Annotated in this window: 21 protein-coding genes; 14 read left to right on the forward strand and 7 right to left on the reverse strand. The window is 72.8% G+C overall.

All coding sequences use genetic code 11. The annotated features are described in order from the left end of the window. Window positions 1-42 precede the first annotated feature (42 nt). Window positions 43-1,218, forward strand: coding sequence for an imidazolonepropionase (gene hutI, locus ACZ6J5_RS20655; protein ID WP_469393496.1), 1,176 nt, complete (start codon window positions 43-45; stop codon window positions 1,216-1,218). Between the two features lie 66 nt (window positions 1,219-1,284). Here the strand turns inward: hutI and ACZ6J5_RS20660 are convergent, their stop codons facing one another. Continuing rightward, complete coding sequence (locus ACZ6J5_RS20660; RefSeq protein ID WP_469393498.1) at window positions 1,285-2,130, reverse strand: RNA polymerase sigma factor SigF; 846 nt, start codon at window positions 2,128-2,130, stop codon at window positions 1,285-1,287. A gap of 172 nt (window positions 2,131-2,302) precedes the next feature. On the opposite strand from ACZ6J5_RS20660, the gene ACZ6J5_RS20665 reads away from it, so the two are divergent. The 6 genes from ACZ6J5_RS20665 to ACZ6J5_RS20690 all read left to right on the forward strand — a co-directional run bounded on the left by ACZ6J5_RS20665 (window position 2,303) and on the right by ACZ6J5_RS20690 (window position 7,278). Further along, window positions 2,303-2,668, forward strand: coding sequence for an STAS domain-containing protein (locus ACZ6J5_RS20665; RefSeq protein ID WP_469393500.1), 366 nt, complete (start codon window positions 2,303-2,305; stop codon window positions 2,666-2,668). Window positions 2,669-2,792: 124 nt separating this feature from the next. Continuing rightward, window positions 2,793-3,224, forward strand: a complete 432-nt coding sequence (locus tag ACZ6J5_RS20670; protein WP_469393502.1) for an ATP-binding protein — start codon at window positions 2,793-2,795, stop codon at window positions 3,222-3,224. Window positions 3,225-3,366: 142 nt separating this feature from the next. Next, window positions 3,367-4,008 carry a peptidase gene (locus tag ACZ6J5_RS20675; RefSeq protein WP_469393593.1) on the forward strand — a complete coding sequence of 214 codons (642 nt, stop codon included), beginning with the start codon at window positions 3,367-3,369 and terminating at the stop codon, window positions 4,006-4,008. Continuing rightward, window positions 4,008-4,790, forward strand: a complete 783-nt coding sequence (locus ACZ6J5_RS20680; protein ID WP_469393504.1) for a COG1470 family protein — start codon at window positions 4,008-4,010, stop codon at window positions 4,788-4,790. The genes ACZ6J5_RS20675 and ACZ6J5_RS20680 overlap by 1 nt, the downstream gene beginning before the upstream one ends. Next, window positions 4,787-5,863: a hypothetical protein gene (locus ACZ6J5_RS20685; RefSeq protein ID WP_469393505.1), complete on the forward strand. Its 1,077-nt coding sequence runs from the start codon at window positions 4,787-4,789 to the stop codon at window positions 5,861-5,863. The genes ACZ6J5_RS20680 and ACZ6J5_RS20685 overlap by 4 nt, the downstream gene beginning before the upstream one ends. 47 nt (window positions 5,864-5,910) lie before the next feature. Beyond that, window positions 5,911-7,278 carry a hypothetical protein gene (locus ACZ6J5_RS20690; protein WP_469393594.1) on the forward strand — a complete coding sequence of 456 codons (1,368 nt, stop codon included), beginning with the start codon at window positions 5,911-5,913 and terminating at the stop codon, window positions 7,276-7,278. A gap of 93 nt (window positions 7,279-7,371) precedes the next feature. On the opposite strand, the gene ACZ6J5_RS20695 is transcribed toward ACZ6J5_RS20690, so the two are convergent. Then, window positions 7,372-8,889 (reverse strand): peptide MFS transporter, encoded by a 1,518-nt coding sequence (locus ACZ6J5_RS20695; protein ID WP_469393507.1) that lies wholly within the window; start codon window positions 8,887-8,889, stop codon window positions 7,372-7,374. A gap of 424 nt (window positions 8,890-9,313) precedes the next feature. Here ACZ6J5_RS20695 and ACZ6J5_RS20700 point away from each other — a divergent pair, with 424 nt between their 5' ends. Continuing rightward, complete coding sequence (locus ACZ6J5_RS20700; RefSeq protein ID WP_362477558.1) at window positions 9,314-9,991, forward strand: response regulator transcription factor; 678 nt, start codon at window positions 9,314-9,316, stop codon at window positions 9,989-9,991. 52 nt (window positions 9,992-10,043) lie between these two features. Beyond that, on the forward strand, window positions 10,044-11,315 hold the full coding sequence (locus ACZ6J5_RS20705; protein ID WP_469393509.1) for an ATP-binding protein: 1,272 nt from the start codon (window positions 10,044-10,046) through the stop codon (window positions 11,313-11,315). A gap of 62 nt (window positions 11,316-11,377) precedes the next feature. On the opposite strand, the gene ACZ6J5_RS20710 is transcribed toward ACZ6J5_RS20705, so the two are convergent. Further along, entirely contained in the window at window positions 11,378-11,893 is a 516-nt protein-coding gene (locus ACZ6J5_RS20710; protein ID WP_469393511.1) for a GtrA family protein, read from the reverse strand. A gap of 208 nt (window positions 11,894-12,101) precedes the next feature. On the opposite strand from ACZ6J5_RS20710, the gene ACZ6J5_RS20715 reads away from it, so the two are divergent. The 4 genes from ACZ6J5_RS20715 to ACZ6J5_RS20730 all read left to right on the forward strand — a co-directional run bounded on the left by ACZ6J5_RS20715 (window position 12,102) and on the right by ACZ6J5_RS20730 (window position 15,979). Beyond that, window positions 12,102-13,220, forward strand: a complete 1,119-nt coding sequence (locus ACZ6J5_RS20715) for a 5-(carboxyamino)imidazole ribonucleotide synthase (protein ID WP_469393596.1) — start codon at window positions 12,102-12,104, stop codon at window positions 13,218-13,220. 19 nt (window positions 13,221-13,239) lie between these two features. Next, window positions 13,240-13,737, forward strand: coding sequence for a 5-(carboxyamino)imidazole ribonucleotide mutase (gene purE, locus ACZ6J5_RS20720; RefSeq protein ID WP_469393598.1), 498 nt, complete (start codon window positions 13,240-13,242; stop codon window positions 13,735-13,737). After that, window positions 13,734-14,927, forward strand: a complete 1,194-nt coding sequence (locus ACZ6J5_RS20725) for a dipeptidase (protein ID WP_469393513.1) — start codon at window positions 13,734-13,736, stop codon at window positions 14,925-14,927. The genes purE and ACZ6J5_RS20725 overlap by 4 nt, the downstream gene beginning before the upstream one ends. 128 nt (window positions 14,928-15,055) lie before the next feature. Next, complete coding sequence (locus ACZ6J5_RS20730) at window positions 15,056-15,979, forward strand: membrane dipeptidase (protein WP_469393515.1); 924 nt, start codon at window positions 15,056-15,058, stop codon at window positions 15,977-15,979. A 96-nt stretch (window positions 15,980-16,075) separates the two neighbouring features. Here ACZ6J5_RS20730 and ACZ6J5_RS20735 read toward each other — a convergent pair whose 3' ends face one another. Together ACZ6J5_RS20735 and ACZ6J5_RS20740 are read right to left on the reverse strand one after the other, a co-directional pair. Continuing rightward, the gene (locus ACZ6J5_RS20735) at window positions 16,076-17,413 is read right to left on the reverse strand and encodes a UDP-glucose dehydrogenase family protein (RefSeq protein ID WP_469393517.1); all 1,338 of its coding nucleotides are present in this window, start codon (window positions 17,411-17,413) and stop codon (window positions 16,076-16,078) included. 74 nt (window positions 17,414-17,487) lie between these two features. Next, window positions 17,488-18,807, reverse strand: coding sequence for an LCP family protein (locus tag ACZ6J5_RS20740; RefSeq protein WP_469393519.1), 1,320 nt, complete (start codon window positions 18,805-18,807; stop codon window positions 17,488-17,490). A 131-nt stretch (window positions 18,808-18,938) separates the two neighbouring features. Here ACZ6J5_RS20740 and ACZ6J5_RS20745 point away from each other — a divergent pair, with 131 nt between their 5' ends. After that, window positions 18,939-19,472, forward strand: coding sequence for an acyl-CoA thioesterase (locus ACZ6J5_RS20745; RefSeq protein WP_469393521.1), 534 nt, complete (start codon window positions 18,939-18,941; stop codon window positions 19,470-19,472). A gap of 52 nt (window positions 19,473-19,524) precedes the next feature. Here ACZ6J5_RS20745 and ACZ6J5_RS20750 read toward each other — a convergent pair whose 3' ends face one another. Both ACZ6J5_RS20750 and ACZ6J5_RS20755 read right to left on the reverse strand, forming a co-directional pair. Next, window positions 19,525-21,003 carry an LCP family protein gene (locus ACZ6J5_RS20750; protein WP_469393523.1) on the reverse strand — a complete coding sequence of 493 codons (1,479 nt, stop codon included), beginning with the start codon at window positions 21,001-21,003 and terminating at the stop codon, window positions 19,525-19,527. 263 nt (window positions 21,004-21,266) lie between these two features. Beyond that, the gene (locus tag ACZ6J5_RS20755) at window positions 21,267-23,060 is read right to left on the reverse strand and encodes an LCP family protein (protein ID WP_469393525.1); all 1,794 of its coding nucleotides are present in this window, start codon (window positions 23,058-23,060) and stop codon (window positions 21,267-21,269) included. Window positions 23,061-23,106: the final 46 nt, after the last annotated feature.

Raw genomic sequence — 23,106 nt, forward strand, 5'->3', positions numbered from 1 at the left:
CTTCCCCCCCCCAGACCCACGGAGCCCCACGGAGACCCCCGCATGACGCCCACCACGGTCATCACGAACATCGCCGGCCTCGTCACCAACGACCCGGCCCTCGGCGACGGTTCGCCCCTGGGCCTGATCCGGGACGCCGCCCTGGTCCTGGACGGCGACCGGGTCGCCTGGGCGGGACCGGCCGCCGGGGCCCCGGCGGCCGACCACCGGATCGACGCCGGGGGCCGGGCCGTCATCCCCGGCTTCGTCGACTCCCACTCCCACCTCGTCTTCGCGGGCGACCGCACCGCCGAGTTCGCCGCCCGCATGTCCGGGCAGCCGTACAAGGCGGGCGGCATCCGCACGACGGTCGCGGCGACCCGCGCGGCCACGGACGCCGAACTGTCGGCGAACGTCGCCCGGTTCATGGGGGAGGCCCTGCGCCAGGGCACGACCACGTTCGAGACCAAGTCCGGCTACGGCCTGACCGTCGAGGACGAGGCCCGCGCCCTGCGCATCGCCGCCGAGCACACGGACGAGGTCACCTACCTGGGCGCCCACATCGTCTCCCCGGACCACGCGGACGACCCGGCGGCCTACGTGGAGCTGGTGACGGGCGCGATGCTGGACGCCTGCGCCCCGTACGCCCGTTGGGTGGACGTCTTCTGCGAGAAGGGCGCCTTCGACGGCGACCAGGCGCGGGCGATCCTGACGGCGGGCAAGGCGAAGGGCCTGCTGCCGCGCGTGCACGCCAACCAGCTCTCGTACGGGCCCGGTGTGCAGCTGGCGGTGGAGCTGGACGCGGCGAGCGCGGACCACTGCACCCACCTGACCGACGCGGACGTGGACGCGCTCGCCTCGGGGAACACGGTGGCGACCCTGCTGCCGGGCGCGGAGTTCTCCACCCGCGCCACATGGCCGGACGCCCGCCGCCTGCTGGACGCGGGTGTGACGGTGGCCGTCTCCACGGACTGCAACCCGGGCTCGTCGTTCACGTCCTCGATGCCGTTCTGCGTCGCGCTGGCCGTCCGCGACATGCGGATGACCCCGGACGAGGCCCTGTGGTCCGCCACGGCGGGCGGCGCGGCGGCCCTGCGCCGCACCGACGTGGGCCGGCTCTCCCCCGGCGCCCGCGCCGACCTGACCTTCCTGGACGCCCCGTCCCACGTCCACCTGGCCTACCGGCCCGGTGTCCCGCTGGTGTCGGAGGTCTGGCGGGCGGGGGCCCGGGTCGCCTGACACACCGGCCGGAGCGCGCCGTGCCGCGCCCGGCGGCCGCTGCCGGGCGCGGCCACGGGCCGGAGTTCAGTCCTCCGCCGTCAGGCCCCTGCGGAGTCGGGCCAGGGTGCGGGAGAGGAGGCGGGAGACGTGCATCTGGGAGATGCCCAGTTCCTCGCCGATCTCCGACTGGGTGAGGCCCGCGGTGAAGCGGAGCGAGAGGATGCGGCGGTCGCGGGCCGGCAGGGAGGCGATCATCGGCTTGAGCGACTCGATGTACTCGATGCCCTCCAGACCGTGGTCCTCGTAGCCGAGCCGGTCCGCCAGCGGTGCCGCCTCGGACGCGGAGTCGTCGGGCGGGGCGTCCAGGGAGCTCGCGGTGTACGCGTTGGCGGCGGTCATGCCCTCGATCACCTCGTCGGCGCTGATGCCCAGTTCGCGGGCGAGCTCGTCGACGGTGGGGGAGCGGTCGAGCCGCTGGGCGAGCTCGTCGCCCGCCTTGGCCAGCGCGATGCGCAGTTCCTGGAGTCGCCGGGGGACGTGCACGGACCAGGAGGTGTCGCGGAAGAAGCGCTTGATCTCGCCGATGATCGTCGGCATCGCGAAGGTGGGGAACTCCACGCCGCGGGCCAGGTCGAAGCGGTCGATCGCCTTGATCAGGCCGATCGTGCCGACCTGGACGATGTCCTCCATCGGCTCGCTGCGGGTGCGGAAGCGCGAGGCGGCGAACTTGACCAGCGCCAGGTTGAGTTCGATCAGGGTGTTGCGGACGTACGCGTACTCGTGGGTGCCCTCCTCCAGCTCGCCGAGGCGGGCGAAGAGGGTCTTGGACAGGGCGCGCGCGTCCTGCGGCGCGATCTCGTCCGGATGCGGGATCCGCGGGATGTCCGGGAGCTCCGTGACGTCGAGCCGGGGTGACATGGTCTCCTCCATCGTTGTGTCTCTCGCTGCGGTGTGCGGCGCCTCCAAGCCGGCGATGCGGAATGTGTCCTTCTAGCCCTACCGGTTCGACACCGATGGTTGCAAGTGGCAATTGTCTGCTTTGGGTGTATTTGCGGTGGACCTCATGTGCGGTTCGGGGGGTCGCGCTTGTATGGTTCGACGCATGTACCGCCAACACATCGGCAGCGCACCCGGGCGGTTCCGGGTCGAGGTCCGCACCGTGGGGGCGAGCGAGGTGCTCACCCCGGTGGGTGAGCTCGATCACCACACCGCCGAACTGTTGCGCGCGCCGCTCGATCGCGCCCTAGACGAGGGCCGCGCCCGGCTCGTGCTCGACTGCTCGCGGCTCGACTTCTGCGACTCCACCGGGCTGAACGTGCTGCTCGGCGCCCGGCTGCGGGCCGACGCCGCGGGCGGCGGGGTCCACCTCGTCGGGATGCTCCCGACGGTGGCCCGGGTGTTCGAGATCACCGGCGCCGACGCCGTCTTCACCCTCCACGCCTCGCTCGCGACGGCCCTGCCCGACTGACCCCCGCCCCCCGGCCAGGGCCCGGACCGGCCCGCCACACTGTCCCGCCCGCACCACCTGCACCACCCGCACCGCCCGCTCGTCCTGTCCCTCGTCCATCGGCTGAACTCGGTGAGGTGAAGCGTTGAAGGAGACCGCCTCCGGCGACCCCGAGGTCCGTACCCTCGCCCTCGGTGCGGCCAGCGGCACCGTCCCGCTGGCCCGTGACTTCACCCGGCAGGTGCTCCACGACTGGGGCTGGCTGCCCGCGGCCACCGCCGACCGGCGTGCCGCCGCCGAGGACGTCCTGCTGGTGGTCTCCGAGCTCGTCACCAACGCCTGTCTGCACGCCGAGGGTCCCGAGAGCCTGCGCGTGCTGCGCCTCGCCGAGGTGCTGCGCCTCGAAGTCGCCGACCGGGGCGCCGGCCGCCCCGCCCCCCGCACCCCGCACCGCGCCGGGCGCCCCGGCGGGCACGGCATGTTCATCGTGCAGCGGCTCTGCCGGGCCTGGGGCGTCGAGCGGATCCCGGGCGCCCCCGGCAAGATGGTCTGGGCCGAACTGGCCGCGCCCGCATAGGACTTTCACTTCCCTCTCTCTTCCCTCCGCAAGACCCCCGGCGTACCTTGACGGCCAATCTGATAGATCGTCAGCTACTGTGCGGTGAGGGGTGCTCAAGGTGCCGAACCGGAGAAGAAGGGCCGGCGCGCTGACGGCGGCGATGGCGGCGGCGGGCGCGACGGCCCTGCTCGCCGCCCCCGCGGCCCACGCGGCGGTCGTCGATGTCGACTACGCCTGCGAGACGAAGATCGGTCCCAAGGGCGCCGTCTCGCCCGTCGACATCACCGCCGTCAAGAACGGCGGCTCGTACACGATCACCATGTCGTTCCAGAAGGGCGTCTCCGACAGCCCGGTCGAACTCCCCAAGGGCGTCATGACCCCGCGCGCCGAGCTCGTCGTCGGCGGGGCCGACAGCGGCAAGGTCCAGGTCAAGGGCGTTCCCAACGCGGTCGCCATCCCGCCCAACACCCCGATCGCCATCGGTAAGCTGACGGGCACGTACACCCCCAAGAAGAGCGGCAAGGTCACCTTCACCGCCGGGGTGCTCACCGTCCACGCGCTCGGCATGGACGCCGCCGTCTGCACCCCGAAGAACAGCCCCAAGCCCTCCCTCGAACTCGACGTCACCGCCGCCGGCGGCTCCGGCGGCGGCTCGGGCGACTCCGGCGGCTCGGGCGGCACGGACACCCTGCCCAAGACCGGCCCGCTCGACTCGGCCGTCGCCCTCGGCACCCTCGGCGGCACCGTCCTGCTGACCGGCACGGCCGGGGTGCTCTGGCTCACCCGGCGCACGGCACGCTGATGCGGACGGCGTGGGCCGGCACCGGCGCCGCCGCGCTCGCCCTGCTCGGGGCGGTCGCGGCGGCACCCGCGCCCGGCTGGACGGCGGCGCCCGCCGCGGGACGCCCGTACGTCTATCTGGAGGGCGCCCCCGGCAGCGTCCTCCAGGACACCCTGTCCGTCACCAACCCGGGCAGCCGCCCGCTCACCGTGCGGCTCACCGGCGAGGGCGACCCGGGGGCCCGGGTCGCCCTCGCCGCCCGGACCGTCACCGTGCCCGCCCGGACCCGCGCGGACGTGCCCTTCGCGGTGACCGTCACCGCCGAGACCCCGCCCGGCGACCTGCGCGGCACCGTCCGCGTCGGCGCGGCGGGGCGTGAGGCGCTCGTCCCGCTGCGCCTGCGGGTCAGCGGACCCCGGCTCGCCGCGCTCACCGTCGAGGACGTCCGCGTCGACCGCGTCGGCACCCTGCACTACACGCTCGTCAACCGAGGCAACACCCTGCTCGCCCCCCGGCTGGCCGTCCGCGCCGAGGGCGCCTTCGGGCGCCGGCTCGTCGACCGGCCCGCCCGCCCGCTGGAGCTGACCCTGCGCCCCGGCGAGCGGTCCGCCCGCACCGAGCCCTGGCCCGATCCGCCCGCCCTGGACGCGGTCACCGTCCGCGTCACGGCCACCGCCGAGGGCGCGGCCCCCGCGACGGCCGCCGCCGACACCGTCTTCGCCTCCGCGGCTGGTGTCGGCGCCGGAGCCGCCGCCCTCCTCGGGGCCGCCGCCACCGCGTACGCGATACGGAGGACCCGATGAGCCCGACGAGCCCCGCGCGTACGGGCGTGGCCGCCGCCCTGCTCGCCGCGCTGCTGTTCGCCCTGCTGCCCGCCGCCGCCGCCGCGGCCGCCGAGCCCGCGCCCGAGGTCGCGCTCTCCAAGACCGAGGGCGGCAAGGGCGGCGAGCTCACCGTCAGCGGCTCCGGCTGGAAACCGGGCGCCCTGCTCATGCTGCTGGTCTGCGGCCAGTCCGCGCCCGGCAAGGGAGTCATCGGCGGCACCAACTCCTGCGCCAACACCGAGGGCCGGGCCGCCACCGTGGACGCCAAGGGCGCCTTCAGCCAGAAGCTGCCGGTCGCCGAGCCGCCCAAACCCTGCCCCTGCGTGGTGCACGTGGCCGGGGTCACCGGCCAGCAGGACTCCGTGGACGTCGCCTTCACCGTCGCCGGACACCCGACCGCGCCGCTGCCCGAGCCGACCGGCACCGGACGGCTCGCCGTCCTCGCCTCCGTACGGCTCGAAGGCTCCAGCGGCGTCCTCGTCTGGTTCGGCGCGCCCGCCCGCCGCGAGGTGGTCTTCACCGTCGGCAACCTCGGCCAGACGCCCCTCAAGGACCCGGTGTTCGAGGTCGGCAGCAGCCACGGCGTCTTCTCCCCGCAGTACGAGGAACGCCCCTGGCGCGGCACCCTCCAGCCCGGCCGCAAGGCCGAGATCCGGCTGCCCGTCGAGCTGACGGCCGGCGCCCACGGCGACTACCAGGTCTCCGTCCGCTACGGCGGCAAGGTGCTGGTCGAACAGCCCTGGGGCGTCGGGCGGCCGTGGGGCGTCACGCTCTTCTGGCTGCTGCTCGCGGTGGTCGTCCCGGCGGGCCTCTTCCGGATCGGCATGGCGGTCGTCGACCGGGTCCGCCCGGCGGCCCGCCGGCGCGCGCACCCGCACCCGCACCGGCCCGCCCACCCCCACCAGCACGCGCACCGGGCGCCCGACCGCGCCCCCGGGCCCGTACCGCCGGCGACCGCCGCCGGTGACGAACGGCCGACCGCGGTCCTGCCCTGGTTCAGCCCCCATTCCGCACCGTCAGAGAACAGTCCGACGACGAAGGGACAGTCGTGAGCACGACACGCACGACCCGGAGGACGCTCGCGGCGGGCGTCGCGCTGATGCTCGGCGGCGCGGGAATCCTGCTGACCGCGGGCCCGGCACTGGCCGCCGAGGTCTCCTACAAGACCGAGTGCATCCCGCCCGCGATCTCCGGCCTCCCGGCGGTCCAGGGCACCACCACGGTCCAGATCACCGCGCCCGCCCAGGCCAAGGTCGGCGACGAGGTCGAGGTGGTGTGGAATACGGTCACGGCCGCCTCCAAGAACCCCGACATGCTCGACCTGGACAAGGACACCGTGAAGCCGACCGGCACCGTCAAGCTGGGCGGCGCGGGGAGCGGGACCCTGGCCATGGAGGGGCCGCGGCAGAACCCGCCGATCAAGAAGAACAGCCCGATGGTCCTGCCGGACATGAAGGGCAAGCTGAAGCTGGACAAGGCCGGCGAGATCACGCTGACGCCGGACAAGTACACGATCAACGTGTCCAAGCCGCTGTCCACGGACACGAAGTGCTCGCCGAAGGAGACGGTCGGGGCCGCCGTCACGATCAAGGTCACGGACGGCGGGACCTCGGGCGGCTCCACGTCCGGCGGCTCCACGACGACGACCGGCGGCTCCACCACGACCTCCGGCGGGTCCACGACCACCACGGGCGGCACGTCCGGCACCACAGGCACCACAGGCACCACAGGCACGACGGGAACAACCGGCACCACCGGTACCACCGGCGGCACGTCCGGCACCACCACGGCCGGGAGCGCCGGCGGCTCCTCCACGACGTCCGGCGGGAGCTCCGGCGGCGGCGACGGGCAGAGCGACTTCCCCGGCAAGGAGGTCGCCGTCAAGCTCTCCTGCCAGGCGCCCGGACCGTCCGACGTCACCTCCCAGGTGACGATCAACGCCCGCAAGGACGGCGGTTCGTACAAGCTCACCGTGAAGACCGGCAAGGGCATCATGCCGAGCCCCGCCCCGCTGCCCAAGGGCGCGCTCAAGCCGTCGATGAAGGTCCGGATCGGGGGCGCCGACAAGGGCACGGTGACCGTGACCGGAGCCGCCAACCCGGCCCCCGTGGAGACCGGCGCGATGGTGTCGCTGACCGACATGACCGGCACCTACAAGCCGGGCGCCAGCGGCAAGGCGACGCTCAGCCCCGGTGACCTCACCATCACGGTGACGCTGGCCGGCGCCGACATCGTCATCCCCTGCAAGGTCCAGGGCTCCTCCCCGGTCTCTCTGGAGCTCGACACCACCAAGCAGGCGGGTGGCGTGGCCGGCGGCACCGGGAGCTCCGGCGGCGGTGACGACCTCGCGCACACCGGCGCCGACGACGCGGGCGCCCTGCGTGCCCTCGCCCTCGTGGCGGGCACGGTGATCCTGCTCGGCGGGGCGGTGTTCACCTTCACCCCGTGGGCCAGGCTGCGCCGCTAGCGACGGCGGGCCGCCCGGACGAAACGGCGGAGGGCCGCCGCACCGGAATCGGTGCGGCGGCCCTCCGTGCGTACGGGGTGCCGGGCGGCAGGGTCAGTGGACGCTGCCCATGAGGCCCTGGACCTTCTTGCGGTACATGTAGATCGCGAAGCCCGCGGCGACCGCCAACGTGGCCTCCAAGGCGATGATCCCGGTGCCGTTCAGGTCCACCCCCGCCAGCGAGAGCAGGCCGGTGGTGCAGTCACCGGCGGTGACGGCGAGGAACCAGACGCCCATCATCTGGGAGGCGTACTTCCGCGGCGCCATCTTCGTGGTGACGGAGAGGCCGACCGGGGAGAGGCACAGCTCGCCGATGGTCTGGATCATGTAGATCGAGACGAGCCACATCGGGGAGACCTTGCCGTCGCCCGCCATGTTCATCGGGACGATGAAGACGAAGAAGGACGCGCCGACCAGGACCAGACCCATCGAGAACTTCACGATGGTGTTCGGCTCCTGGTTCTTGCGGGCCAGCCACAGCCACAGCCAGGCGAAGACCGGAGCCAGCGACATCACGAAGAGCGGGTTCAGCGACTGGTACCAGGTGGCCGGGAAGCCGAGGCCGAAGACCGAGTCCGCGGTCTTGGTGGAGGCGAAGAGCGACAGGGTCGAGCCACCCTGGTCGTAGATCATCCAGAAGACGGCGGCGGCGACGAAGAACCAGATGTAGCCGGTCATCTTCGACTGCTCGGTCTTGTCGAGCTCCTTGTCGCGCTTGATGCGGACCAGGACGGCGACCGGGATGATCAGACCCGCGAGGGTGATCGGGACCAAGGCCCACTTCAGGGTGTACATGCCGAGCGCGACCACGGCGCCGTAGAAGACGGCGGCGACGACGACGACGGAGACGACCTTGACCAGGATGCTCTTGCGCTCGGCGGCGGAGAGCGGGTTCGGGACGACGCTGCTCTGCGGGCTCAGGCTCTTGGTGAAGGCCAGGAAGCAGGCGAGGCCCAGGCCCATGCCGACCGCGGCGAGCGCGAAGCCGAGGTGCCAGTTGACCTTCTCGCCCAGCGTGCCGACGGCGAACGGGGCGATGAAGGCGCCCAGGTTGATGCCGATGTAGAAGAGCGTGAAGCCACCGTCACGGCGCGGGTCGTCCGGGCCGTTGTAGAGGTGGCCGACCATCGTGGAGATGTTGGCCTTGAGCAGACCGGAGCCGACGGCGACGAGCGCGAGACCCGCGAAGAAGGCCGCCTGGCCGGGGACCGCCAGCGAGGCGTGGCCGGCCATGATCACGAAGCCGGCGATGGCGACCGTCTTGCGGGCGCCCCAGACACGGTCGCCGAACCAGCCACCGGGCATGGCCATCAGGTAGACCATCGACACGTACACGGAGTAGATCGCCGTGGCCGTGGCGGCCGTCATGGCGAGGCCGCCGCCCTGGCTGCCGGTGGCCGCGTCGGTGCCGCCGGAGACCAGGTAAAGGACGAGAAGGGCCCTCATGCCGTAGTAGGAGAAGCGCTCCCACATCTCGGTGAAGAAGAGGGTGGCCAGACCACGGGGGTGGCCGAGGAACGTCTTCTCGGAACCAGGGGTTCCGGTCGAAGCCGTCGTCAGGCTGGACGCCATGTCGATCCTTGTTCTGTCGGGACGCGCGCTTCGTGAGCACGTACGCCCGGTGGGGGAGGCCGGCACCGGGGAGAAGCGGTCGCGCCTCCCCGGGATCCACGCCCTGACGCGTCATCGCACCCAGGACCCGGCCCACAGGTCATTCACTGTTCTCAAGGCTGCCGAAGCGATCCTCGTGCAGAAAAGAGACCCTTGGCTGACGAACACGGCCAAAGGTCCCCGATTACCGCTACAGAACTCTCGACACCATACGACACGACAGTGCCGGATATGGAAGGACTTGAGAGATGGATCACAGGCTTTTACGGAACCAACTTCCGTCAATCGAAGGTCATGAGCTGAATACGCGCCAAGATCCACAGGCATGGCGGAAGGCCCGCCCATCACGCCCCGGCACCGCCGCCGCGCGGACTACCATCACCCCATGACCCGTGTACTGCTCGCCGAGGACGACGCCTCCATCTCGGAACCGCTGGCCCGCGCCCTGCGGCGGGAGGGATACGAGGTCGAGGTGCGGGAGGACGGTCCCACCGCCCTCGACGCCGGACTCCAGGGCGGGATCGATCTGGTCGTGCTCGACCTCGGGCTGCCCGGCATGGACGGCCTGGAGGTCGCCCGCCGGCTGCGCGCCGAGGGTCACACGGTGCCGATCCTGGTCCTGACCGCCCGCGCCGACGAGGTCGACACGGTCGTCGGCCTCGACGCCGGCGCCGACGACTACGTCACCAAGCCCTTCCGGCTCGCCGAGCTGCTGGCCCGGGTCCGGGCCCTGCTCCGGCGCGGCGCCACCGAGCCCGCCGTCGCCCCCACCACCCACGGGGTGCGGATCGACGTCGAGTCGCACCGCGCCTGGATGGGCGACGAGGAGCTCCAGCTCACCGCGAAGGAGTTCGACCTGCTGCGGGTGCTGGTCCGCGACGCGGGCCGGGTGGTCACCCGCGACCAGCTGATGCGCGAGGTCTGGGACACCACCTGGTGGTCCTCCACCAAGACCCTCGACATGCACATCTCCTGGCTCCGCAAGAAGCTCGGCGACGACGCGGCCAACCCCCGCTACATCGCCACCGTGCGCGGGGTCGGCTTCCGCTTCGAGAAGAGCTGAGCCCGCCCCGTCCGCGCGCCGAGCGTCCCGAGAGAGCTGAGCCCGCCCCGCCATGCGCCGCCGCCTGATCAACTCCACGCTCGCCGTGGTGCTCGTCGTCATCGCCGTCTTCGGCGTCTCCATCGTGATCGTCGAGTCCCGCACCATCTCCAACAGCGCCCAGGAGAGCGTGGACTCCGAGGCGCTGCGGATCGTCTCGATCGTCGACAGCCGGCTCATCGGCGGGGAGCCGGTCAACCCGGACATCCTCGCCGAGCAGTCCATCGCCAAGCGCTACGCCCGGATCAGCATCCCCGGCCGCGACGCGATCGAGATCGGCACCCGCCCCAGCGGCCAGGTCATCCACGGCGTGGCCAAGGGCGAGCGCGGCGAGACCGTCGTCGTCGAGGAGGCCCGCTCGGTCGTCACCGACGAGGTCGCCCGCACCCTGATGATCATCGCCGGGGTGGCGCTGCTCTGCGTCGTGGCCGCCGTCCTCCTCGCCGTACGCCAGGCCAACAAGCTGGCCTCGCCGCTCACCGACCTCGCCGAGACCGCCGAGCGGCTCGGCTCCGGCGACCCGCGCCCGCGCCACAAGCGGTACGGGGTCCCCGAGCTCGACCGGGTCGCCGACGTCCTCGACGCCTCCGCCGAGCGGATCGCCCGGATGCTCACCGCCGAGCGCCGGCTCGCCGCCGACGCCTCCCACCAGCTCCGCACCCCGCTGACCGCCCTCTCCATGCGCCTGGAGGAGGTCGCCATGTCCGACGACCTCGACACGGTCCGCGAGGAGGCGACGATCGCGCTCACCCAGGTCGAGCGGCTCACCGACGTCGTCGAACGGCTGCTCACCAACTCGCGCGACCCCCGGACCGGCTCCGCCGTCGCCTTCGACCTCGACGAGGTCATCAAGCAGCAGATCGCGGAGTGGCGCCCCGCCTACCGCAGCGCCGGCCGGGCCATCGTCCACTCCGGCAAGCAGCACATGCGGGCCGTGGGCACCCCGGGCGCGGTCGCCCAGGTCCTCGCCGCGCTCATCGAGAACTCGCTCATGCACGGCGGCGGCACCGTCGCCCTGCGCACCCGGGTCACCGGCAACCAGTCCGTGATCGAGGTCACCGACGAGGGGCCCGGCGTCCCCACCGACCTCGGCGCCCGGATCTTCGAGCGGGCGGTCAGCGGGCGCAGCTCCACCGGCATCGGCCTCGCCGTCGCCCGGGACCTCGCCGAGGCCGACGGCGGCCGCCTGGAGCTGCTCCAGCAGCAGCCGCCGGTCTTCGCGCTCTTCCTCAGCCGCGAGGTGCGCGGCCGCACGGAGCCGGAAGCCGAACGCCCGGTCCGCTGAGCGGACCGGGCGCGGGGAGCGACCGGGACCGACCGGGACCGACCGGGAGCGACCGGGGAGGATCAGACCCGGTCGGGCTGCTTGCGGGAGCCCTGCCGGGGCGCCTGCTCCAGGAACGATTCGGCGGTCTGCACCGCCTCCTTCGCGGGCAGCGCCTTGAAGACCCAGGTCCGGTAGGACCAGAAGCGGAACAGCGTCGCCACGCCGATGCCGAAGAACTTGAAGAAGTTGCTGGCCAGCGGGGTGTCCCAGCCGAAGCCGTAGGTCGCTGTGTAGAGCACGCCGTTCTCGATCACCATGCCGACCGCGCTGAACAGCAGGAACAGCGTCAGTTCCTTCGTGCGGCCGGACTTCTCGCGGTCGCGGTACGTGAAGTAGCGGAACCCCACGTAGTTGAAGGCGATGGCCACGACCGTGGCGATGATGCTCGCCCGGACCACCGGGAGGTCGGTGAAGTGGCGGACCAGGTTGAAGACGCCCAGGTTCACCAGGACGCCCAGACCGCCGACCACGCCGAACTTGGCGACCTCGCGGACGAGCTGGTCCACACGGGTGCGCAACGCGCCGGGTTCACTCATCGTGGTGGCTCTGTCCCGTCCGTTTCGGAGGCGTTCCGGCCGACGCCCCGACGGCGTCAACCAACCCATGCTAACCAGCCCTCCTGTCGCCCGCCTGTGTTGCGGTCGATCTGTAGGGGAAGCCACCCCGGCTGTGACAAAACACAGCCGGACGAGTGTCCGGAACTTGTGCGGATACCCTAAGAGGGTGACGTTCCCGGTAGTCGGCATGGTCGGTGGCGGTCAGCTCGCCCGAATGACCCACGAGGCGGGCATCCCCCTCGGCATCAAGTTCAAGCTGCTCAGTGACACCCCGCAGGACTCGGCGGCCCAGGTGGTGAGCGAGGTCGTGCTCGGCGACTATCGCGACCTGGACACGCTGCGTGACTTCGCGCGCGGCTGCGACGTGATCACCTTCGATCACGAGCACGTCCCCGCGGAGCACCTCGCGGCCCTGGAGGCGGACGGCGTCGTCGTCCGGCCCGGCCGCGCGGCCCTCGCGCACGCCCAGGACAAGGGGGTGATGCGGGCGCGGCTCGACGAGATCGGCGCGCCGAGCCCGCGGCACCGCCTGGTCGCGGACCCGGCCGACGCGGCGGCCTTCGCCGCCGAGGGCGAGGGCTTCCCGATCATCCTGAAGACCGTGCGCGGCGGCTACGACGGCAAGGGCGTCTGGTTCGTGCGCTCCGCCGAGGACGCCCACGACGCCTTCAAGGCGGGTGTCCCGGTCCTCGCCGAGGAGAAGGTCGACTTCGCGCGCGAGCTCGCCGCGAACATCGTCCGCTCCCCGCACGGGCAGGCCGTCGCCTACCCGGTGGTGGAGTCCCGCCAGGTCGACGGGGTCTGCGACACGGTCATCGCGCCCGCCCCCGGCCTCTCCGGCGAGCTGGCCGGCCAGGCCCAGGAGCTCGCCCTGCGGATCGCCAAGGAGCTCGACGTCGTCGGGCACCTGGCCGTCGAGCTGTTCGAGACCCGCGACGGCCGCATCCTCGTCAACGAGCTCGCCATGCGCCCGCACAACTCCGGCCACTGGACCCAGGACGGCGCGGTCACCTCGCAGTTCGCCAACCACGTCCGCGCGGTCCTGGACCTTCCGCTGGGCGACCCGCGCCCCCGCGCGAAGTGGACCGTGATGTGCAATGTCCTCGGCGGCGACTTCCCGGACATGTACCAGGCATACCTGCACTGCATGGCCCGGGACCCGCAGCTGAAGATCCACATGTACGGCAAGGACGTGAAGCCCGGTCGCAAGGTGGGCCACGTCAACACCTACGGCGACGACCTGGACGAGGTGCTGGAGCGCGCCCGCCACGCCGCCGACTACCTGCGAGGAACGATCGTTGAGTAATCCGCTCATTGGCATCGTCATGGGGTCCGACTCGGACTGGCCCGTCATGGAGGCCGCGGCGCAGGCCCTGGACGAGTTCGAGATCGCGTACGAGGTCGACGTCGTCTCCGCGCACCGGATGCCGCGCGAGATGATCGCGTACGGCGAGCAGGCCGCCGGGCGCGGTCTGAAGGCGGTCATCGCGGGCGCGGGCGGCGCCGCCCACCTGCCGGGGATGCTCGCCTCGGTGACCCCGCTGCCCGTCATCGGCGTCCCCGTCCCGCTGAAGTACCTGGACGGCATGGACTCGCTGCTCTCCATCGTGCAGATGCCGGCGGGCGTGCCGGTCGCCACCGTCTCGGTCGCCGGCGCCCGCAACGCGGGCCTCCTCGCGGTCCGGATGCTCGCCGCGCACGACCCCGCGCTCCTCGACCGGATGCGGGAGTTCCAGCGGGAGCTGAACGACCAGGCGACCGAGAAGGGCAAGCGGCTGCGGGCCAAGGTCGAGGGCGCCGAGTCCTTCGGGTTCGCCCGGTGACCGCGGCCGACCGGCTCGCCGAGGCGCGTGAGCTCCTCGCCGCCGCGCCCGTCGTCGACGGGCACAACGACCTGCCCTGGGCGCTGCGCGAGCAGTGCGGCTACGACCTCGACAAGCTGGACATCGCCGGCGACCTGAGGGGTTCGCTCCACACCGACCTGGCCCGGATGCGGGCCGGCGGCGTGGGCGCCCAGTTCTGGTCGGTGTACGTGCCCGGCCGGCTGACCGGCGACGCTGCGGTCAGCGCCACCCTGGAGCAGATCGACGTGGTCGACCAGCTCCTCGCCCGCTATCCCGGGGACCTCGCGCCCGCGCTCGTCGCGGACGACCTGGAGACCGCCCGCGCGCAGGGCCGGATCGCCTCCCTCAAGGGCGCCGAGGGCGGCCACTCGATCAACAACTCGCTGGCCACCCTGCGCGCCCTGCACACCCTGGGCGTGCGGTACATGACGCTCACCCACAACGAGAACAACGACTGGGCCGACTCGGCCACCGACGTGCCCCGGCACGGCGGACTGACCGCCTTCGGCCGCGAGGTCGTCCGCGAGATGAACCGCGCCGGGATGCTGGTCGACCTCTCGCACGTCGCCGCCACCACCATGCGCGACGCGCTGGACACCTCCGCGGCGCCGGTGATCTTCTCGCACTCCTCCTCCCGCGCGGTCTGCGACCACCCGCGCAACATCCCGGACGACGTCCTGGAGCGGCTGCCCGGCAACGGCGGCGTGGCGATGGCGACCTTCGTCCCGAAGTTCATCCTGCCCGCGGCCGTCGAGTGGACCGCCCTGGCCGACGCCAACCTGCGCGCCCACGGCTACGACCACCTCGACACCACCCCGGAGGCGATGGAGATCCACCGCGCCTTCGAGGCGGGGACCCCGCGCCCGGTCGCGACGGCCGCCACCGTGGCCGACCACCTCGACCACATGCGGCAGGTCGCGGGCATCGACCACATCGGCATCGGCGGCGACTACGACGGCACCGCCTTCACCCCGGCCGGCCTCGACGACGTCGGGGGCTACCCGAACCTGGTCGCGGAGCTCCTCAGCCGAGGCTGGTCGGCCGCCGACCTGGCCAAGCTGACCTGGTCCAACACGGTCCGGGTGCTGCGCGACGCGGAGGCCGTGGCGCGCGAGCAGCGGGCGCGGCGCGGCCCGTCGATCGCGACGATCGCCTCGCTGGAGGCGTAGCGGCCCGCCGTACGCGGGGGCCCCGCCACCGTCGGCGGGGCCACCCGAACGGCGCAGCCCACCGCGCCCGCCGCCGCGGACGGTGACACGGTGAACGTACTGCCCAGTAGTACGGAGTTGAGTCACCCATGGCAGATCTGCTCGACGAACCCACCCTGACGTTCACCGTCGCCCACGCCGCGTCCGAGGGCGACCAGGATCCCCCCGAACATCCCCGGCCTCTCGACGAGTCGACCCGTGCGCGCGCCCTGCTCGCGGCGCAGCCGGTCGTCGAGGGGCACACGGAACCGCCCCGCGTGCTCGACCCGGACGACCGTCCGCCGGTCCGCGCGCCGGAGGCGGGAGCCCAGCTCTGGTCGCTGCGCGTGGGCGCGGACGAGGGCGCGCTCGGTACCCTGCGCCGGATCGACGCGGTCCGCGCGCTGGTCGCCGCCTTCCCCGAGGAGCTGCGCCTGGCGCACACCACCTCGGAGATGGCCCACGCCCGCAACTGCGGCCGGGTCGCCGCCCTGCTGGGGCCGGTGAGCTGGGAGGCCGTCGGCGGCTCGGTCGCCGCGCTCCGGGCGTACCACGCGCTCGGGGCGCGGGCGGTCGGCCTCACCCGCTTCGACCGCTTCGCCCGCGAGGCGGTGCGCGAGATGAACCGCCTCGGGCTCACCGTGGACCTCGCGGGAGCCGACCCGGACACCGTCCGGCAGACCCTCGCGGTGGGCCGGGCCCCGGTCCTGCTGACCCGCGCGGAGCCCGACGCCCTGCCGGACGACGTGCTGCGCCTGCTGGGCGAGAACGACGGCGTCTGCATGGTCCCGGTCACCCCGGACGCGGCGGCGACGGCCGACTCCCTGGACCGCCTGCGCACCCTCGCGGGCCCCGGGGCGACCGGCATCTCCCACGCGACCGAGCCGGCCGGCGGCTACGTCCCGCTCTTCGCGGAACTCCTGCGCAGGGCCTGGCCGGCCCAGGACCTGGTGGCGCTGGCCCACGGCAACGCCACGCGGGTGCTGCGCGAGACGGAGTTCCACGCGCGGACGAGCCGCCTCAGGGCGGCGTGACGCGAGGGGCCCCGGCCGTGTGACGCGAGGCCCCGGACGAGGAGAGGGCCCGCACCCGGTCACCCGGGTGCGGGCCCTTCCGCGTACGGCTCCGGGTCAGGCGCGCGGACGCCCCATCGCGCGGTACGTCCACCCGGCCTCCCGCCAGCGCCGCGGGTCCAGGGCGTTGCGCCCGTCGAGGATCACGGGCGAGGAGACGACCCCCGCCAGCTCCTTCGGGTCGAGCGCGTCCCGGAACTCCCGCCACTCGGTGAGGTGGAGCACCACGTCCGCGCCCCGGGCGGCCTCGATCGCGGAGTCCGCGTACCCCAGCGTGGGGAAGAGGCGCCGCGCGTTGGCCATGCCCTTGGGGTCGTAGACGGTGACCTGGCCGCCCTGGAGGTGGATCTGGCCGGCCACGTTGAGCGCGGGGGAGTCGCGCACGTCGTCGGAGTCGGGCTTGAAGGCGGCGCCGAGCACCGCGACCCGCTTGCCGAGGAAGCCGCCGCCGAGCGCTTCACGGGCCATCTCGACCATGGAGGCGCGGCGCCGCATGTTGATGGAGTCGATCTCGCGCAGGAAGGTCAGCGCCTGGTCGGCGCCGAGCTCGCCGGCGCGCGCCATGAAGGCGCGGATGTCCTTGGGCAGGCAGCCGCCGCCGAAGCCGATGCCGGCCCGCAGGAACTTGTTCCCGATCCGCTCGTCGTGGCCGATGGCCTCGGCCAGCTTGGCGACGTCGCCGCCGGCCGCCTCGCAGACCTCGGCCATGGCGTTGATGAAGGAGATCTTGGTGGCGAGGAAGGAGTTGGCGGAGGTCTTCACCAGCTCGGCGGTGGGGAAGTCGGTCACCACGAAGGGCGAGCCCTCGGCGACCGGCACCGCGTAGACGGTGCGGAGCAGCCGCTCGGCCCGCTCGCCGCCCTCGCCCCCGGCGAGGCCGACCACGACCCGGTCCGGGCGCAGGGTGTCCTGGACGGCGAAGCCCTCGCGCAGGAACTCGGGGTTCCAGGCCAGTTCGACACCTTCGGGCAGCAGCCCGGCGAGCCGCTCGGCGGAGCCGACGGGCACGGTCGACTTGCCGACGACGAGGGCGCCCTCGCGCACCACGGCGGCCAGCGAGCCGAAGGCGGCGTCGACGTACGACATGTCGCAGGCGTACTCGCCGTGCTTCTGCGGGGTGTTCACGCAGACGAAGTGGACGTCGCCGAAGGCCCCGACCTCCTCCCAGGAGGTGGTGAACCGCAGCCGCCCGCTGGATCCCTCGATCCCCGCCACGTGCCGCGCCAGCAGCTCCTCCAGCCCCGGCTCGTACATGGGCACCCGCCCGGAGGCGAGCAGCTCGACCTTCTCCGGCACGACGTCGAGCCCGAGCACCTCGAAGCCGAGCTCAGCCATGGCCGCGGCGTGGGTGGCCCCGAGGTATCCGGTGCCGATCACGGTGATCTTGAGGGCCATGCGGGACTCCCTGTGCGTACGCTCGTGAATGCCTGCCCGAGCATAGTCGGGCCCCCGAGGGAGCCCCGTACGCGTCAGCGCTCCGAGGTGACCGTGACCGGCTGGTCGTTGCGGATCTGCTCGACGAGCTGCTTCACCTTCGGCATGTCCCAGCGCAGCGAGTTCTGCGGGGCCGTGCCGTTGATCGGCATGTTCATGGACTTGCCGTCGCCGCCGTTGATGCCCTTCATCGCGAAGAACATCTTCGCCAGGTCGTACAGCGACATGTCCTTGTCCACGATCAGCGTGTCCAGGCCGGCGCCCAGCGTCGGGTACAGCTTGAACGGGTTGATGATCGTCCCCGGGGTCGCCGCCTGGTTGGCGAGCGCCGACAGGAACTTCTGCTGGTTCTTCGTGCGGGCCAGGTCCGACTCGGCGAAGGCGTAGCGGGTGCGGACGAAGGCCAGCGCCTGCTCGCCGTTGAGGGTCTGCTCGCCCGCCTGGAAGTCGGCGCCGGACTTCTTGTCCTTGAAGCCCTTCTCGATGTTCATGTCCACGCCGCCGAGCGCGTCCACGATGTTCGCGAAGCCGGCGAAGCCGATCTCCGCGTAGTGGTCGATGCGCAGCCCGGTGTTGAACTCCACCGTGCGCACCAGCAGCTCGGGGCCGTCCATGGCGTACGCGGCGTTCAGCTTGGAGCCGCCGCGCTCGCCGTACTTCTTGCCGGACTCCGAGCCCACGAAGGACGGGATGGTCACCCAGGAGTCGCGGGGCAGCGAGATCATCGTGTTCCCGCTGGAGCAGGCCGCGAGGATCATCATCGAGTCGGTCCGCTTGCCCTCGGCGGAGCCGGTGTGGAGCTTCTTCTTCTCCTCGGCCGACATGCCCTCGCGGGAGTCCGAGCCGACGATCAGATACGTGGTGCAGTCGCCCTCCGCCGGGCGCTCGATGACCTTGGCCAGGTCCACCTCGTTGCGCATCCGGGAGCTGGCCCAGGCGTAGGTGCCGACGCTCCAGCCGACGACGGCGACCACGAGGACGATCGAACCGATCTTGATCCGGCGCCGCCAGTCGGGCCGCGCCGAGGGCCCGCCCGGGCGGGGCGCGTACTGCGGCGGTACGGTGCCGTGCCCGCCGCCCCGGCCGCCGCCCTGCGGGGCGCCGTACACCTGGGCGTCGCCGTAGCCCGAGTCGTAGCCCTGGCCCTGCGCCTGGGTGAAGCTGGGGTTGTAGCCCTGGTCGTAGCCCTGGCCGCCGTACTGGCCCTGGCCCTGCCCCTGGCCCCGCTGCCCCTGGCCGTACTGCTGCTGCCGCTGCCGGGAGGGCTGCTGCGGCTGCTGCGGGGGGACCTGCGGGCGCTGCACGTGGCGCATCCGGCGGGGTCCCTCGGGCTGGGCGTCGGGCCAGTCATTCATGGGGACCAGTCTGCCGTCCGGCCAGGTCGCGCCGACAGGCCGGGTGGGGAATCGGGTCGGCGCTGTTGCCAAGCTGATGCAAAGCGGACGGTGTCGGGACCGGCCGGCGGACCAGGCATAAGGTAGAGGGCATGACAGATCAGGGCGACATCCCGGGCAAGCCCACCTCGGCGTCCCGCACCACGCTGAGCCACATCATGACCGCCCACGACACCAACCTCCTGGGCACGGTGCACGGCGGCGTGATCATGAAGCTGGTGGACGACGCCGCGGGCGCCGTCGCGGGCCGGCACTCGGGCGGCCCCGCCGTCACCGCCTCCATGGACGAGATGGCGTTCCTGGAGCCGGTCCGGGTCGGCGACCTGCTGCATGTGAAGGCCCAGGTCAACTGGACCGGCCGGTCCTCCATGGAGGTCGGCGTCCGGGTCCTGGCCGAGCGCTGGAACGAGTCCACGCCCGCCACCCAGGTCGGCTCCGCCTACCTCGTCTTCGCCGCCGTGGACGGCGACGGCAAGCCCCGCCCGGTGCCGCCCGTCATCCCCGAGACCGAGCGGGACGAGCGCCGCTACCAGGAGGCCCAGATCCGGCGCACCCACCGGCTGGCCCGCCGCCGCGCGATCAAGGAGCTGCGGGAGCGCCGCGCGGCGGAGGGCTACGAGGACTAGAGGTACGGGGACTCGGGAGGCGGGAACGGCGGGGGCCCGGAGCGCGGCGTGCTCACGGGCACACCACCTGGTCCCCCCGCACCGCCTCGAACTGCCCCGACTGCGCCTCCCGCGCCCGCACCGGCGTCACGCCCTTGAAGTCCGCGCCCGCCGTCACCCGCAGGGTCGCGCCCTGGCCCGGCACCTGCCGCAGCTCCGCGCCCGGCAGGGCCGCCGCCAGGGAGCGGGCCGAGCGGTCCCAGCGCGGGTCGTACTCGACGAGGGTCCGCGCCCGCTGCGGCCCCGTGCCGGTCCGCGGCTCCCGGGTGGTGTCGAAGCCGGCCGCCCGCAGCGCCGCGTCCGCCCGCCCGCCGAGCCCGTCCGTCCGGGTCCCGTTGTAGACCTGCACCCGGATCGACTTCGGCGCCACGTCCACGTCCACCGGCTTCGGTCCCCTGGGGGCGGCCGGCTGCGCGGCCAGCGGCCGGTCCTCGCGCAGCGACTGGAAGAGCTTCTGCGCCTTGGCCGCGTCCCACTTCACCGTGGAGCCGATCCCCTTGACCGGGAAGCTCATGTCGCCGATCGGCACGGACACGAACTCCGACGAGGCCGGCGTGAAGCCGTGCATCGCCTTGGCCAGCGCCAGCATCTGCTCCGAGCCGAAGCCCTGGTCGGCCCGGACCGAGCCCAGCGCGGCCGTGGCGACCTCCCGGAAGCGCACCGGGTTCAGCAGGACCCCGCCGCTGGTGAGCCGGTCGATGAGGGCCGCCAGGAACTTCTGCTGCCGCTGCATCCGCCCGATGTCCGCGGCGCCGTCGACATGGCGGGAACGCACGTACTGCAGCGCCTGCCCGCCGTCGAGCTCGTGCGTCCCGGCCGGCAGGTCGAGCCCGGTGTAGGAGTCCTTCATCGGCTTGGCGGTGCAGATCTGCACCCCGCCGACCGCGTCCACCGTCTTCATGAAGCTGGTGAAGTCGACCTCCAGATAGTGGTCGATCTTCACCCCGGTCATCGACTCGACGGTCCGCACGGTCAGCGAGGGCCCGCCCTCCGCGTAGGCGGCGTTCAGCTTCACCGGGTGGCCGTGGTGGTGCCGTCCGGTGGTCAGGTCGGTGTGCTCGGGCATCTCGGCGTACGAGTCGCGGGGCAGCGACACGACGCTCGCGCGCTCCCGGTCCTCGGAGATGTGCACCAGCATCACGGTGTCCGTGCAGTGGCAGGGGGCGCCGCCCAGGCGGTACTTCGCCTTCTCCTCCGGGGTGATCCGGTCCCGGCCGTCCGTGCCGACGACCAGCACGTTCATCCCGTGCCCGCCCTGCGGCCGGTTCTTCATGTCCTTGAAGGGGTCGACGCGGCTGATCCCGGTGTCCAGGCTCGTCACCACGGCGTGCCCGATCCCCCCGGCGGCCAGCACGACGACGGAGAGCGTGGTCGCCATCCGCATCCCCCACCTCGGCCGCCTCGGCCTCCTCCGCGTGCCCGCCGGCCTCCGGCGGGGAGGTACGGGCGGGGCGGCCGGCCGGGGACGGGGCGTGCGGGGCGGTGTGGGCACCGGGGGACACCTCCGCGGTGTGACAAGGGGGAACCGTGTAGCACCGTAGGCCCATACGATCAGCGCCACCCGGAAGACCCCCGTTGGCACGCGTCCGTGTCCCCCGTTCGCGGTAACGTGCGGCGGATGGACGCCACACCCCCGTCGCCGCTGCCCGGCGTCCCACGGCGGCCCGAGACTCCCGGCGGCCCCCGCCGGAACGCGCGCGACGGCCGGACCCCCCGCGGGGCCCGGCCGTCGGCGTCACCGGCGGTGCGGGGCCGTCAGCTCTTGCCGTCCCACTTGTAGACCGAGTAGACGTCCATGCAGGTCACCTTGTCGTCGGCGCCCTCGGGCAGATCGCCCGCCGTGATCTTCGGCTTCTTGTATGTGGTGCCCTCGCGCCAGTCCGCGCCGACCACCAGCGTCACGCCCTCGGCCTTCGCGTCGGCGCGCACCGCCGAGTCCGGCAGGCCCAGCGCCTTGGCCAGGGAGGCCGCGTTCGCCTTGCCCTGGTCGCCCGCGCCCTTCGGGTAGAGGACCACGGTGTCCTTGCGCGGCTGTGCGGTCCGCGAGGACTCGGCCTTGGCGAAGCCCTTGCCGCGCAGGTGCTCGGCCATCGTGCCGGCCCGGCCCCCGGCGGCGGACTGCCCGTCGCCCGCGGTGCCGTTGACGACGGTGACGCCGAAGGAGCCCGGCTCCTCGGCCGCCGTCTTCGGGGTGGCCGAGGCCGTGGACTTCGGCTTGTCGCCGGCCGCGTCGCCGTTCTTGTCGAAGGCCACGTCGTCGCGGAGCATCGACCACATCTTGTCGGCGGAGCTCTGCACCAGGACCAGCTTGTCGCGGTTCTGCGACCACTCGGCCGTCGGCACCGTCGCCGTCGTGAGCCGGTCCATCTTCACGTTCTTGAGCTGCATCGACAGGTCGAAGAGCTCCTTCACGCTGCTGATCTCGTCCGAGACCTTGAAGGCCTTGACCGCGACCTCGGCGAGCCCGATGAGCCGCCCGGTGTCGGTCCAGGCGTTCTGCCCCTGGAGCTTCTTCATCAGGCCGTTGAGGTACATGTGCTGGGCCTTGGCGCGGCCCTGGTCGTTGCCCCAGGCGTGCCGGGTGCGCAGCCACTGGAGGGCCTGCTCGCCCTGCACCTCGCTGGTGCCGGCCCGGAGCTTGAGGCCGGAGCCGCCGCGCACCAGCCGGGTCGGCCGGTCCCACACGCCGGTCTTCACGCAGACCGGCACGCCGCCGACCTCGTCGGCCATCGACACCACACCGGCGAAGTCGATCATCATCCAGTGGTCGATGTAGACCCCGGTGAGCTTCTCCCAGGTGGTGAGGGTGCAGCCGGGGCCGCCCCGCGCCAGGGTCTCGTTGATCGGCGCGTTGGTGGTGGCCGCGTAGGTCTTGCCGTCGTCGCCCTTGCACTGGGGGATCGGCACGATGGTGTCGCGGGGTATGGAGACCAGCGAGGCGTTCTTCCGGTCCGCCGACACGTGCAGCAGCATCTGCACATCGGCGAGGGCCGCGCGGTCGCGGTCGTCCTTGCCGCCGCCGAGGGCCACGTTCTTGGCGTCGGCCCGGCTGTCCGAACCGATCAGCAGGATGTTCAGCGGGGTGTCGCCCAGCGCGTTCGGGGCGGCCTTCTTCACGCCGCTCTCACCGCCCGCGCGCCCGCCGCTGCGGATGCTTCCGTTGAGGTGCTCGTAGTACAGGTATCCGGCGCCGGCCGTGCCGAGTATCAGCAGCGACAGCGTCGCCGCCACCCAGCGCAGCACCTTGCGCTTGCCGGACTTCTTGGCGCGCCGGCGCGGACCGCCGCGCCGGTGGCCGGAGCGTTTGCCGCCCTCGCCGCCGTCGCCGCCGTCACCGTCGCCGGAGCCGCCGCCCGCGCGCCGGGACCGGGGCACGCCGGCGCGCGCGCCGGCCTCCCCGGAGCCGTCCTCGGCGCCCTCGGCACTGTCGGCACCGTCGGTGCCGTCGGTGCCGGCGGTGCCTTCGTAGAGCGTCTCGTCCCAGCCCAAGTCGCGGGCGTGCGGGGCGCGTTCTCGCGCCCCCTCCCGTCGCACGCTGCTCTGTCCCACCCCAGGTCTCCTCGTCATTCAGGTGCGGCCCGAGGCCCGATCGTTC

This window comes from Streptomyces sp. NPDC042100 (assembly GCF_055582325.1).